The sequence below is a fragment of the Bacillus sp. FSL K6-1560 genome, assembly GCF_038592935.1.
GTDB lineage: Bacteria > Bacillota > Bacilli > Bacillales > Bacillaceae > Bacillus > Bacillus subtilis.
The window spans coordinates 1,733,906-1,746,677 of sequence record NZ_CP151946.1 but is presented as its reverse complement, the minus strand read 5'-3'; the positions used below and the strand labels follow the sequence as shown (position 1 = coordinate 1,746,677).

At 43.8% G+C, this 12,772-nt stretch carries 12 protein-coding genes; 6 read left to right on the top strand and 6 right to left on the bottom strand.

Annotated features, from left to right (window positions below; all coding sequences use genetic code 11):
- Window positions 1–6: 6 nt before the first annotated feature.
- Window positions 7–1,650 (bottom strand): M20/M25/M40 family metallo-hydrolase, encoded by a 1,644-nt coding sequence (locus NYE22_RS09475; protein ID WP_342412476.1) that lies wholly within the window; start codon window positions 1,648–1,650, stop codon window positions 7–9.
- A 171-nt stretch (window positions 1,651–1,821) separates the two neighbouring features.
- On the opposite strand from NYE22_RS09475, the gene namA reads away from it, so the two are divergent.
- Both namA and NYE22_RS09465 read left to right on the top strand, forming a co-directional pair.
- Window positions 1,822–2,838: an NADPH dehydrogenase NamA gene (gene namA / locus NYE22_RS09470; protein WP_003230377.1), complete on the top strand. Its 1,017-nt coding sequence runs from the start codon at window positions 1,822–1,824 to the stop codon at window positions 2,836–2,838.
- A gap of 109 nt (window positions 2,839–2,947) precedes the next feature.
- A complete protein-coding gene (locus tag NYE22_RS09465; protein ID WP_014477266.1) occupies window positions 2,948–3,709 on the top strand; it encodes an alpha/beta hydrolase in 762 nt (253 codons plus the stop codon).
- A 43-nt stretch (window positions 3,710–3,752) separates the two neighbouring features.
- On the opposite strand, the gene rpmG is transcribed toward NYE22_RS09465, so the two are convergent.
- The gene (gene rpmG, locus NYE22_RS09460) at window positions 3,753–3,902 is read right to left on the bottom strand and encodes a 50S ribosomal protein L33 (protein ID WP_003226511.1); all 150 of its coding nucleotides are present in this window, start codon (window positions 3,900–3,902) and stop codon (window positions 3,753–3,755) included.
- Between the two features lie 81 nt (window positions 3,903–3,983).
- Complete coding sequence (gene rnz, locus NYE22_RS09455; RefSeq protein ID WP_014477267.1) at window positions 3,984–4,907, bottom strand: ribonuclease Z; 924 nt, start codon at window positions 4,905–4,907, stop codon at window positions 3,984–3,986.
- A gap of 226 nt (window positions 4,908–5,133) precedes the next feature.
- Here rnz and zwf point away from each other — a divergent pair, with 226 nt between their 5' ends.
- Entirely contained in the window at window positions 5,134–6,603 is a 1,470-nt protein-coding gene (zwf, locus tag NYE22_RS09450) for a glucose-6-phosphate dehydrogenase (RefSeq protein ID WP_046160560.1), read from the top strand.
- Between the two features lie 111 nt (window positions 6,604–6,714).
- On the opposite strand, the gene gndA is transcribed toward zwf, so the two are convergent.
- A complete protein-coding gene (gndA, locus tag NYE22_RS09445; protein ID WP_003230365.1) occupies window positions 6,715–8,124 on the bottom strand; it encodes an NADP-dependent phosphogluconate dehydrogenase in 1,410 nt (469 codons plus the stop codon).
- Between the two features lie 109 nt (window positions 8,125–8,233).
- Window positions 8,234–9,478: a DNA polymerase IV gene (locus NYE22_RS09440; RefSeq protein ID WP_015251756.1), complete on the bottom strand. Its 1,245-nt coding sequence runs from the start codon at window positions 9,476–9,478 to the stop codon at window positions 8,234–8,236.
- Between the two features lie 72 nt (window positions 9,479–9,550).
- Between NYE22_RS09440 and mifM the strand changes: the two genes are divergently transcribed.
- From mifM to NYE22_RS09425, 3 genes are all read left to right on the top strand, one after another.
- A complete protein-coding gene (gene mifM / locus NYE22_RS09435; protein ID WP_010886563.1) occupies window positions 9,551–9,838 on the top strand; it encodes a membrane protein insertion/folding monitor MifM in 288 nt (95 codons plus the stop codon).
- Window positions 9,839–9,868: 30 nt separating this feature from the next.
- A complete protein-coding gene (locus NYE22_RS09430) occupies window positions 9,869–10,696 on the top strand; it encodes a membrane protein insertase YidC (protein WP_021479981.1) in 828 nt (275 codons plus the stop codon).
- Between the two features lie 180 nt (window positions 10,697–10,876).
- Window positions 10,877–11,605 carry a DUF2071 domain-containing protein gene (locus NYE22_RS09425; RefSeq protein WP_038829761.1) on the top strand — a complete coding sequence of 243 codons (729 nt, stop codon included), beginning with the start codon at window positions 10,877–10,879 and terminating at the stop codon, window positions 11,603–11,605.
- Window positions 11,606–11,644: 39 nt separating this feature from the next.
- On the opposite strand, the gene NYE22_RS09420 is transcribed toward NYE22_RS09425, so the two are convergent.
- Window positions 11,645–12,760 (bottom strand): tripeptidase T, encoded by a 1,116-nt coding sequence (locus tag NYE22_RS09420; protein ID WP_029317945.1) that lies wholly within the window; start codon window positions 12,758–12,760, stop codon window positions 11,645–11,647.
- Window positions 12,761–12,772 lie beyond the last annotated feature (12 nt).

Sequence of the window (12,772 nt, the reverse complement as noted above, 5' to 3'; positions counted from 1 at the left end):
TGTTTTTTATTTTTCCCGCAGCAGCTGGCCGGCAGATTCTGATTGCTTTAATAGCGCGGAGATCGTAAATGAAAGCAAATCGGGAAGCACTTCAAAGGAATAAGGCATATACAATCTTTCCGTCCATTTATGCGGGTCTTTACCAGCCGGACCGACATTTAAAACCGGGACATATAAAGCCTGATTTTTACTGCTTGGCAATGAATATCCTCTGTTAAAGAGCGGCATATTGCTTGTGTATGCATCAACCTCCTGCTTTTCCAGCTGAAGATAACTCAAGTCCGAAAGTCCGGGGAAGTACTGAACCTCCCGTAATGCAATGCCGTATCGCTCAGCCGCATAATGCTTTAACTGATCTGCTGTATTTCTGATCAATTGATCATCCTTTGAAGAAACAGCTGGATAAAGCGGCGGACTATAAAACAGAACGATGAGCGGCGCATCCTCCTTACAAAGCGAAGCAAGCTCAGAAACAATTTTCGTCGAAAAATCCCTGTCTCCAAGCTCGCCCCTGTTAGCAAAGGCATAATTTAGAGCCCGCTCTGTTTCCGAGATCCCCGCACGCTTTTTTGCACGCGAGACCAGCTCATCAAATGTCAAAACAGTGACGTCCCGCTCAATCGGCTGAAATGGCTCAAATTGTTGAAAATCCTGTGTTTTCTTCCGAACGTTCGACATGATTTCCTCCGCCGCCTGTTCTGCTGTTTTAAGCAGCATCTGATGCAGCTCACTAGCTGAGCGTTTCATTGACAGCACATTAAATAATGTGACAGCTGTATGCGGTGTCTGGACTGAATATGCCTCTTTCAAGTCCTTTTGCATTAAGTTTACCGGCGGCGGAGTGACCTCGCCATCAACCTTTTCGCAATAATCAGCATTCAGTTCAAGCAAACGGTTAATCTCAGATACCATTAAATTTGCGTTTAGGCCTGAAAACGGCTCTCCAACATGTGTCTCAATCCCCTTGCAGAAAAAACCCGCAAGCACCTTGCCAATGCTTCCTGTATAAAAATATTGCTGCTGATCTCTGGGAAATTTTTCAAACATCGGTTCGGCATTCAGGCAAGCGGTTAATGTGATATCATGCTTTTTCTCCATTTCCTTCAATGCAGGAACCGCTTCAATCATGCCTCTTGAATTCACTTCCTCGTCCGGAACCGTTATCAACAGCAGATTGCCCTCAAAATGCCCGTTCATTGCCCTCTCCAGCATCGACAGTTGAACACAAAGCCCCGCTTTCATATCCATCGTCCCTCTTCCGAACAGCCAGTCTCCGCTTTCGGCATCTCTTCTCACACGTTCCGGGAGCAGCTCTTTTTTCTCTAAAAAGGAGCTCAAAAGCTCAGCAGGCTTGCAAGCCATATGTTTAAATTCGCCGTAATCTTCTATGTCAACGACATCAAAATGACTCAGCAGAAGCACTGTCTTTTTGACATTCTTCTTTTTGACTAGAGCCGTAAGAAAAGATCTGCCATCGTCCATCGGATGAAGTGTTACATCATCAGGGTGCTTTTGAAAATAGGGCTTGTCCTTCAAAATAAAATAAAGATACTCTGCAAGCGCTGCCTCGCCCTTTGAACCGGTGATGCTTTCGTATTGCACAAGAGAAGTTAAAAGTGCCAGCAATTCGTCCTTCGTCTGCCAATTCATTGATTCCGCCCCTCCTATGAATAAAAATGCTTCTATACTGAAAAATAAACTGATTTCTCGTCTATTATACAGAAATGTTTGACAAAAGCGGTTCATTTGAGCAGTTTATATGACGGGAAAGAAATGACTTGATATAATCAATCTCTAAAAACCTTACGGGAGGCGAAAGAAATGGCCAGAAAATTATTTACACCGATTACAATTAAAGATATGACGTTAAAAAACCGCATTGTCATGTCGCCAATGTGCATGTATTCTTCTCATGAAAAGGACGGAAAATTAACACCGTTCCACATGGCACATTACATATCGCGCGCAATCGGCCAGGTCGGACTGATTATTGTAGAGGCGTCAGCGGTTAACCCTCAAGGACGAATCACTGACCAAGACTTAGGCATTTGGAGCGACGAGCATATTGAAGGCTTTGCCAAACTGACTGAGCAGGTCAAAGAACAAGGTTCAAAAATCGGCATTCAGCTTGCCCATGCCGGACGTAAAGCTGAGCTTGAAGGAGATATCTTCGCTCCATCGGCGATTGCGTTTGACGAACAATCAGCAACACCTGTAGAAATGTCAGCAGAAAAAGTAAAAGAAACAGTTCAGGAGTTCAAGCAAGCGGCTGCCCGCGCAAAAGAAGCCGGCTTTGATGTGATTGAAATTCATGCGGCGCACGGATATTTAATTCATGAATTTTTGTCTCCGCTTTCCAACCATCGCACAGATGAATATGGCGGCTCACCTGAAAACCGCTATCGTTTCTTGAGAGAGATCATTGATGAAGTCAAACAAGTATGGGATGGTCCTTTATTTGTCCGTGTATCTGCTTCTGACTACACTGATAAAGGCTTAGACATTGCCGATCACATCGGTTTTGCAAAATGGATGAAGGAGCAGGGTGTTGACTTAATTGACTGCAGTTCAGGCGCCCTTGTTCACGCAGACATTAACGTATTCCCTGGCTATCAAGTCAGCTTCGCTGAGAAAATCCGTGAACAGGCGGACATGGCTACTGGTGCCGTCGGCATGATTACAGACGGTTCAATGGCTGAAGAAATTCTGCAAAACGGACGTGCCGACCTCATCTTTATCGGCAGAGAGCTTTTGCGAGATCCATTCTTTGCAAGAACTGCTGCGAAACAGCTCAATACAGAGATTCCGGCCCCTGTTCAATACGAAAGAGGCTGGTAATGCCCATAAGAGATATCCTGTAGAGGATATCTCTTTTTTTATTTTTAGAGAAACGATCGGCTAAGGTTCTCCGTCTCCCTAGTAGAACCAATTAGAGGAGATGACTCCAATGAAATCAGCTTGGATGGAAAAGACATATACAATTGACGGATGTGCGTTTCATACACAACACCGGAAAGGATCAAGCGGTGTAACGATTGTCTTTGAGGCCGGCTATGGTACTTCTTCTGAGACGTGGAAACCATTAATGGCGGACATTGATGATGAATTTGGCATTTTCACATATGATCGGGCAGGCATAGGAAAAAGCGGGCAAAGCAGAGCTAAACGAACAGCTGATCAACAAGTGAAAGAATTGGAGAGTTTGCTTAAAGCAGCTGATGTAAAACCTCCTTATTTGGCTGTTTCACACTCATACGGAGCTGTCATCACCGGTTTATGGGCCTGCAAAAACAAGTATGATATTATCGGCATGGTCCTTCTTGACCCAGCTTTAGGCGATTGCGCCAGCTTTACCTTTATACCCGAAGAAATGCACAAATCACATACGAGAAAGATGATGCTTGAGGGCACACATGCAGAGTTTTCAAAAAGTCTGCAGGAGCTCAAAAAGCGGCAAGTCCACTTAGGAAACATGCCTCTTCTTGTGTTGTCATCAGGAGAACGGACTGAGAAATTCGCTGCTGAACAAGAGTGGCAAAACTTGCACAGCAGCATATTGTCTCTATCTAACCAAAGCGGCTGGATTCAAGCTAAAAACAGCTCCCACAACATCCATCATGATGAACCTCATATCGTTCACTTGGCTATTTATGACGTATGGTGCGCAGCGTGCCAGCAGGCCGCTCCTCTTTACCAGGCAGTCAATTAACGTAAAAAAAGACCGGGCCGTAAGGGATTCCCGGTCTTTTATATTATTTTGTTTCACGGTGAAGGGTATATTTCTTTAAACGCGGTGAATATTTTTTCAGCTCCAAACGGTCTGGATTGGTGCGTTTATTTTTTGTTGTGATGTAATTTCGGTCTCCCGTTTCAGTGCAGGCTAAAGTAACATTTACTCTCATATTTAACATCTCCTTATAAAACGTAATAATTACGTTTTATTATACAACATCATCACAAATTGTCAAATAAGAGCTCTGCCTTCAGCCTCGCGGGACGTTTACCTCTAAGAAATCATATGCCGCCACGCTATTGGGGAAAACGTCAACCGCTTCTTTTTGAAGCTCCAAAGAAGCATCTCCCTGATATCTTGCGCTGATATGGGTTAAAATGAGCTGCTTCGCTCTTGCTTCTTTCGCTGTTACAGCCGCTTGTTCCGTTGTACTGTGATAATAATCATAAGCAAGTTTACGGTCTTCCTTAGCAAAGGTTGCTTCATGAACAAGCACATCACAATCCCTCGCAAGCTCTTTTAGTTTGTCACTTACTCTCGTATCACCGGAGAACACAACAGATCTTCCCTTTTTAGGAGGCTCCAGAAAATCATTCCCATTGATGATTCGTCCGTCTTCAAGCGTTACCGTTTCGCCTTTTTTGATTTTCTGATATACAGGTCCGGGCGGGATGTTCATTTCTTTTAATACATCAGCCTTCAAGGAACCCGGTACGTCTTTTTCCTGCACACGGTACCCGAAGGCTTCCACTCCATGAATAACAGATACCGCTGTGACAATAAACTGATCGTCCTCAAACACGATTCCTTCTTCAATTTCCTGGACCGCAAGCGGATATGTCAAATGGGTCTTCGTGACGGCAAGGCTTGTTTCAATAAACGCCTTGATCCCTTTAGGTCCGTACACTGTCAGCTCGTCCTCTCCGCCTTGAAAGGAACGGCTCCCCAGAAGCCCCGGAAGTCCGTATACATGATCGCCGTGCATGTGTGTAATAAAGATTTTCTCTATTTTACGAGGTTTAATCGTTGTATGTAAAATTTGATGCTGTGTGGCTTCCCCGCAGTCAAAAAGCCATACCGAACGCCTTTCTTCAAGCAATTTTAATGCCACCGACGTTACATTTCTCGCCTTGGCGGGAATGCCGGCTCCCGTTCCTAAAAAAAGTAATTCCACGTTTCCTTCCTCCTACTAGAACCAGATACCTACAAGAATACAGGATCAAGCTCAAAATGTGAATCTTGCCTCTGAAAAGAACAATCCTTTCGTGCTAGAAACATTTTTTCAGCATTCTGCTTAAAAAAGGTCTTAAATGTTTGCTTTCGTTGAATTTTAGATTTAAAATGAAGGAAATATACGGGGTGTACTAAAATAAAGCTTCGAATAAAGTGAGGTACTTTTAGTGAAAACAAACCAACAACCAAAAGCAGTAATTGTCATATTCGGTGCAACTGGAGATTTAGCAAAACGAAAATTGTATCCGTCTATTCACCGTTTATATCAAAACGGACAAATCGGAGAAGAGTTTGCAGTGGTAGGAGTTGGAAGAAGACCTTGGTCTAATGAGGATCTTCGCCAAACTGTTAAAACATCCATTTCCTCATCTGCAGATAAGCATATAGATGATTTCACGTCTCATTTTTACTATCACCCGTTTGACGTGACAAACCCTGGTTCTTATCAAGAGCTAAACGTATTGCTTAACCAGCTGGAAGATACATATCAAATTCCTAACAACAGAATGTTCTACTTGGCAATGGCTCCTGAATTCTTCGGAACGATTGCAAAAACATTAAAATCAGAGGGTGTAACAGCTACAACCGGCTGGTCCCGCCTTGTCATCGAAAAACCGTTCGGCCATGATCTGCCAAGCGCACAGGCATTGAATAAAGAAATCCGCGAAGCATTTACGGAAGATCAAATTTACAGAATCGACCATTATCTAGGCAAACAAATGGTTCAGAACATTGAAGTGATTCGATTTGCCAATGCGATTTTCGAACCGCTTTGGACAAACCGCTACATTTCAAACATTCAAATCACATCTAGCGAATCACTAGGCGTTGAAGACCGCGCAAGATATTACGAAAAATCAGGCGCCCTTCGCGACATGGTGCAAAACCATATTATGCAGATGGTTGCCCTTCTTGCAATGGAGCCGCCTATCAAATTGAACACAGAAGAAATCCGCAGCGAAAAAGTGAAGGTGCTGAGAGCACTGCGTCCTATTGCAAAAGACGAAGTGGATGAATACTTTGTGCGCGGACAATATCAAGCTGGTGAAATTGACGGTGTACCGGTTCCTTCTTATACAGAAGAAGATAATGTCGCTCCTGACTCCAATACAGAAACCTTTGTTGCCGGCAAGCTCTTGATTGACAACTTCAGATGGGCTGGTGTTCCATTCTATATCCGTACAGGAAAACGAATGAAAGAAAAGACCACAAAAATTGTCGTTCAATTTAAGGACATTCCGATGAACCTGTACTACGGCAATGAAAACAACATGAATCCCAACTTGCTTGTCATTCATATTCAGCCTGACGAAGGCATCACGCTTTACCTAAATGCTAAAAAGCTTGGCGGAGCAGCACACGCGCAGCCAATCAAACTCGATTATTGCAGCAATTGCAATGACGAGTTGAACACCCCTGAAGCATATGAAAAACTAATTCACGACTGTCTTCTTGGCGATGCAACAAACTTTGCACACTGGGATGAAGTTGCCCTTTCTTGGAGCTTTGTCGACTCTATTTCTGAAACATGGGCAGCAAACAAAACCTTATCTCCTAACTACGAATCAGGCTCCATGGGACCGAAAGAATCTGATGATCTTTTGGCGAAAGACGGCTTACACTGGTGGAATATATAATAAGAAGAAAAAAGCCGAAAATGTTTACAAGCATTTTCGGCTTTTTTACGCTGAACAATCTCTTTAATAACAAAACCCCCAAAGCTTAAGAGCTTCGGGGGTTTCTATTGATTACTTCATCCATTCAGTATGGAAGATGCCTTCTTTGTCAGTACGCTCATACGTATGAGCGCCAAAGTAGTCGCGCTGTGCTTGGATTAAGTTTGCAGGCAGTACGGCTGTGCGGTAGCTGTCATAGTAGGCTAATGCGCTTGAGAATGATGGCACCGGCACACCTTGTGCAACTGCAAGTGAAATCACTTGGCGAAGCGCTCCTTGGTAGCTTTCTACAATATTCTTGAAATAGCTGTCAAGAAGCAGGTTGTCAAGCTCAGGCTCGCGATCGTAAGCTTCTTTGATCTTCTGAAGGAATGCCGCGCGAATGATGCAGCCACCGCGGAAGATCATAGCGATTTCACCATATTTCAGATCCCAGTTGTATTCTTCAGAAGCAGCTTTCATTTGGGCAAATCCTTGCGCGTACGAGCAGATTTTACTCATGAACAACGCTTTTCTGACCGCTTCAATCAGCTCTTCTTTATTTTCTGTAACAGGCTTCACTTCTGGTCCTGAAAGAAGGCCGCTCGCTTTCACACGCTCTTCCTTCATAGCTGAGATAAAGCGCGCGAATACAGATTCAGTAATAATCGGAAGCGGAACACCTAAGTCAAGTGCGCTTTGGCTTGTCCATTTTCCTGTTCCTTTTTGGCCTGCTTTATCAAGAATCACATCAACAAGCGGTTTGCCTGTTTCTTCGTCTTTTTTCGTAAAGATGTCAGCTGTAATCTCAATCAAGTAGCTGTCAAGCTCACCTTTATTCCATTCAGCGAAAACTTCGTGAAGCTCATCAGCAGAAAGGCCCAGCACCTGTTTCAGAATGAAATATGATTCAGAGATCAGCTGCATATCTCCGTATTCAATTCCGTTGTGCACCATTTTTACGTAATGGCCGGCGCCGTCCGGACCGATATATGTCGTACAAGGTTCTCCGTCAACTTTTGCAGAAATGGCTTCAAGAATCGGTTTTACAAGCTCATGTGCTTCTTTTTGTCCGCCAGGCATGATAGAAGGTCCTTTAAGCGCCCCTTCTTCTCCGCCGGAAACGCCTGTTCCGATAAAATGAATGCCGCTTTCAGCGAGTTCTTTGTTACGGCGCTGTGTATCTTTATAGTATGTATTACCGCCGTCAATTAAAATATCATCCTTCTCTAGATGAGGAAGAAGAGATTGAATTGTCGCATCTGTTGCAGTTCCCGCTTTAACCATTAATAAGATTTTGCGTGGTGTTTCCAAGGATTGGACAAATTCTTCAATGCTGTAAGTGCCAACAACATTTTTTCCTTTTGCCTCCTGTAAAAACTCCTCAGTTTTACTGCTTGATCTGTTGTAAACAGAAACAGAAAATCCCCGGCTTTCGATATTTAAAGCCAGATTTTTACCCATGACCGCAAGTCCGATAACGCCGATTTGTTGTTTTGACATATTCTAACGTCCCTTCTGCAAACGTTTAATCATTTTAAAATTTAAATTAAAATAAAATGATATTTATAATAAAGAAATTACCATACATTCACCCTTTTTTTCAAGCGATTCAGCTTTTCTTTTCATCTTGAAAAAAATCTTTATTAAAGCTTGTTCCCTTTGTTTTGCTCTCCTCTTTTTTTAACGTTGCCCCTTTTCTGATCAGTTTGGTACCGTACTTTTTATTCAGCTTTTCCATCATCTGCTGAATGGGCTCATCCTTCGCATCCTCATTAAAGCTGAACAAATCGAGCTGCTTATAGGCCTGCTCTTTTTCTACCAAATCGGTTCCGGTAATGCCAAGCAGTCTGACAGGATTTTTATTCCAGTGTTTAAAAAAGAGGTGCTCTGCTTCTTTCAAAATGTCATTTTTTTGATCAATCGGGTTTCTCAGCGTAGTGCTTCTTGTGATGGTTTTCCAATCCGCATATCTAATCATAATAAAAAGCTTCGAAGCCATGACTTCCTTGCGCTGTAAACGGTCACTCACAGAAGCGGCAAGCTTTCTAAAAACGCCTAACAGCTCTTCTTCATCACTGGAATCATGGGAAAGTGTCGATGAGTTGCCGACGCTTTTAAATTCGTAAATGCGCTCCGGGTCAACCGGCGCATGGTGAATGCCATTTGCTTTATTTTTAAGGCGCGGACCGTTGATGCCAAGCAGGCGCTTCAGCGAGTGTTCATCAGCTGCAGCTAGCTCTCCGATTGTATGGATGCCGAGTCCCTTCAGTTTTTCCGCTGTCTTTTTGCCGACTCCGTGCATCTCTCCAACAGGAAGCGGCCACAGGATATCAGGCACTTGCCTCTTTCTTAAAATCGTAATTCCAAGCGGTTTTTTCATATCAGACGCCATCTTAGCGAGAAATTTATTCGGCGCGATTCCTATGCTTGACGGAAGCAGCAGCTCTTTTTGCAATCTGCTTTGGATTTCTTTTGCCGTCTCTAGAGCGCGGCTGCTGTATGGTGTATCGGTCATGTCCATATAGCCTTCGTCGATGGAGACAGGCTCCACTAGGTCAGTATATTCACGAAGAATGGTAAACATCGCTCGTGAAGAGTTTCTATAGCGGTCAAAGTTCGGCGGAAGAACGATGAGCTCAGGACAATGGCGCTTCGCTTGCCAAACCGGCATCGTTGTTTTGACGCCGCGCGCTCTTGCTTCGTAGCTGCATGTCACCACAATGCCCTTTCGCTCCTTTACGTTTCCGGCAACTGCGACCGGCTTTCCCCGGAGAGCCGGATCATATGCCATTTCAACCGACGCATAAAAGCTATTCATATCAATATGGAAAATAATTCGGCTCTTTCCCGGCATAAACAAATCTCCTTTTCGGTCATTAGACAACAGCTTGTACATATAGTAAAATGAAGCTATTGAATGGATGTGATGACAATGTTTGTGGAATCGATAAATGACGTTTTATTCTTAGTCGATTTTTTCACAATTATTCTTCCTGCTCTAACGGCAATCGGGATTGCATTCCTCTTACGGGAGTGCCGTGCGGGCGAGCAATGGAAATCAAAACGAACAGATGAACATCAGACGGTCTTTCACATTAACCGAACAGACTTTCTTATTATTATATATCATCGCATTACAACTTGGATACGTAAAGTCTTCCGCATGAATTCGCCTGTGAACGATGAGGAAGACGCCGGTTCTCTTCTTTTATAAACCGCATTTATAAAAAGGAGGAGAACAAAATTGTTAAAAACATATCAAAAACTTTTGGCTATGGGTATCTTTTTGATCGTATTATGCTCGGGTAATGCTGCATTTGCAGCGACTAATCAGGTGGGAGGCCTCAGCAACGTAGGGTTTTTCCACGATTATTTAATTGAACCGTTTTCCGCTCTGCTTAAGGGTGTTGCCGGGCTGTTTCACGGAGAATACGGACTCTCTATTATCCTCGTAACCATTATTGTGCGTATGGTTGTACTGCCTTTGTTTGTTAATCAGTTCAAAAAACAGCGCGTGTTCCAAGAGAAAATGGCCGTTATTAAACCTCAGGTTGACAGCATTCAGGCCAAATTGAAAAAAACGAAGGACCCTGAAAAACAAAAAGAACTGCAAATGGAAATGATGAAGCTGTATCAAGAGAACAACATCAATCCGCTTGCTATGGGATGCCTCCCAATGCTGATTCAGTTTCCTATTGTGATTGGGTTTTATTACGCGATTCGCTCTACACCTGAAATTGCGTCACACTCGTTTTTATGGTTCAGTTTAGGACAATCAGATATTCTCGTGTCTCTTAGTGCGGGAGCAATGTACTTTATCCAGGCCTATATCGCTCAAAAACTGAGCGCGAAATATTCCGCTGTCCCGCAAAACCCAGCGGCACAGCAATCCGCAAAATTGATGGTGTTCATCTTCCCTGTGATGATGACGATTTTCTCGCTTAATGTTCCGGCAGCCCTTCCGCTGTACTGGTTTACAAGCGGACTGTTTTTAACAGTGCAAAACATCGTCCTTCAGATGACGCATCATAAAAGTAAAAAAACAGCCGCTCTTACTGAGTCGGTGAAATAAAAAAGCAACCCCGTGCGAAAAGCCGGGGTTGTTTTTTGTTACTTGCAAAGCATACCGCGCCAAACAGTCTTGTTTATCATGGCTGAAGCAGAAATGGCCATCCAAAAAATAGCCGTATCGTTTAAAAAGAAGGAAATAGGGAATACCTTTACTCATCTCCAAACGAAAGGAGCATATACGTTGACGGAACACTTTCAGCAAAAAAACATTTCTGTACCTGAAGGAATCTGGATCATGAGACAAACCTGGAATGATGTCTTATTTGCTCACTGGCCTGTTGATGTTTCTATCCTTCGCGCTTTGGTACCGTCCGTTTTAGAATTAGATACATATAACGGGCAAGCTTGGATCAGCATGCTTCCCTTTATGCTCACGAACCTGAGGGCGCGTTATCTTCCTGCCATTCCCGGTGCGCGTGCATTTCCTGAGCTTAACCTCCGCACCTATGTCACGTATAAAGGTAAGCCCGGCATTTATTTTTTTAGCTTAGATGCCGATCATCGTCTGGCGGTCCTTGGCGCACGCACATTCTTTCATCTGCCTTATTTTTACGCGGATATGAAAGCCGAAAAAAACGGTGATGCCATTGACTATGTCAGCAAGCGGAAAGATGACAAAGAAGCAGCATTCCACGCCGCATATCGGCCCATTTCAGCGCCTTTTACAGCAGAAAAGGATTCGCTCGATTACTGGCTGACAGAACGGTATAGACTCTATACTACCAATCAAAGCAAACTCTATTACGAAGACATCCATCATCATCCATGGCTGCTGCAAAACGCCGAAGCGGAAATTTCAGTCAATACGGTGACTGATGCTCACGGCATTACATTGCCAGAGTCAGACCCCTTGCTTCATTACGCTAAAAAACAGGATGTGTTATTTTGGCCGCTTAGGAAATGGAGCTAAAAAACCCGATGCGGGAAATCGCACTCGGGTTTTCTTTTTTTATTTTGCCGCCTCTTCAATAATGGCAACAACCATTTCTGCCGTTTTAACGAGCTCTTCGATCGGCATTTTTTCATTTTTTGTATGGATTTGCTCATAACCGACAGCAAGATTGACCGTCGGGATGCCATGACCAGCGATTACGTTCGCGTCGCTTCCGCCGCCGCTCGTTTGCAGCTCGCTTGGACGTCCGATTTTAGCAGCCGCTTTTTTCGCGATTTCAACAACTTGGTCGCCGTCTTGATATTTAAAGCCCGGATACATAACCTCAATTTCGACTTCTGCGCGTCCGCCCATATCAGCAGCTGCCTCTTCAAAAGCAGCTTTCATTTTTTGAACCTGAGCTTCCATTTTCTCAGGAACTAAAGAGCGCGCTTCAGCAAGAATATGAACTTCGTCGCACACAATGTTTGTTTGTGTGCCGCCTTCAAACCGGCCGATATTAGCTGTTGTTTCTTCATCGATACGGCCCAATGGCATTTTTGAAATGGCTTTGCTAGCGATTGTAATCGCTGAAATGCCTTTTTCAGGTTCAACCCCGGCGTGCGCGGTTTTCCCGAAAATTGCCGCTCTTACCTTCGCCTGTGTCGGCGCGGCCACAATGATATTTCCGACTTTTCCGTCTGAATCAAGAGCATAGCCGTAGGATGCAGTGATCATAGAACGGTCAAGAGCCTTCGCTCCGATCAGACCCGATTCTTCCCCTACTGTGATGATGAATTCAATCGTGCCGTGTTCAATGTTTTCTTCTTTCAACACCTTAATCGCCTCAAACATTGCAGCCAATCCCGCTTTATCATCAGCGCCTAAAATCGTCGTGCCGTCAGTTTTGACGTAACCGTTCTCTACAACTGGTTTTACGCCGTTTCCGGGTACAACTGTGTCCATATGAGATGTAAAATAGATCGTATCTGTTTGTTTTGTCCCTTTTAGCGTGCAAATCAGGTTACCGGCTTCGTGGCCCGTGATATCCATTGTATCGTCTTCTTTAACGTCCACACCTAAATCAGAAAATTTTCGTTTCAGCACTTTGCAGATTTCAGCTTCGTGCTTTGTTTCTGAGTCAATTTGGACAAGCTCTAAAAATTCTTCCAGCAGGCGTTTTTCATTCACCATTTGTAAGTCCCT

Bases quoted from the DNA above. Each gene is read 5' to 3' on its own strand.
- NYE22_RS09475 (WP_342412476.1), bottom strand. From the start codon at position 1,650: ATGAATTGGCAGACGAAGGACGAATTGCTGGCACTTTTAACTTCTCTT.
- namA (WP_003230377.1), top strand. From the start codon at position 1,822: ATGGCCAGAAAATTATTTACACCGATTACAATTAAAGATATGACGTTA.
- NYE22_RS09465 (WP_014477266.1), top strand. From the start codon at position 2,948: ATGAAATCAGCTTGGATGGAAAAGACATATACAATTGACGGATGTGCG.
- rpmG (WP_003226511.1), bottom strand. From the start codon at position 3,902: ATGAGAGTAAATGTTACTTTAGCCTGCACTGAAACGGGAGACCGAAAT.
- gndA (WP_003230365.1), bottom strand. From the start codon at position 8,124: ATGTCAAAACAACAAATCGGCGTTATCGGACTTGCGGTCATGGGTAAA.
- NYE22_RS09440 (WP_015251756.1), bottom strand. From the start codon at position 9,478: ATGCCGGGAAAGAGCCGAATTATTTTCCATATTGATATGAATAGCTTT.
- mifM (WP_010886563.1), top strand. From the start codon at position 9,551: ATGACAATGTTTGTGGAATCGATAAATGACGTTTTATTCTTAGTCGAT.
- NYE22_RS09420 (WP_029317945.1), bottom strand. From the start codon at position 12,760: ATGGTGAATGAAAAACGCCTGCTGGAAGAATTTTTAGAGCTTGTCCAA.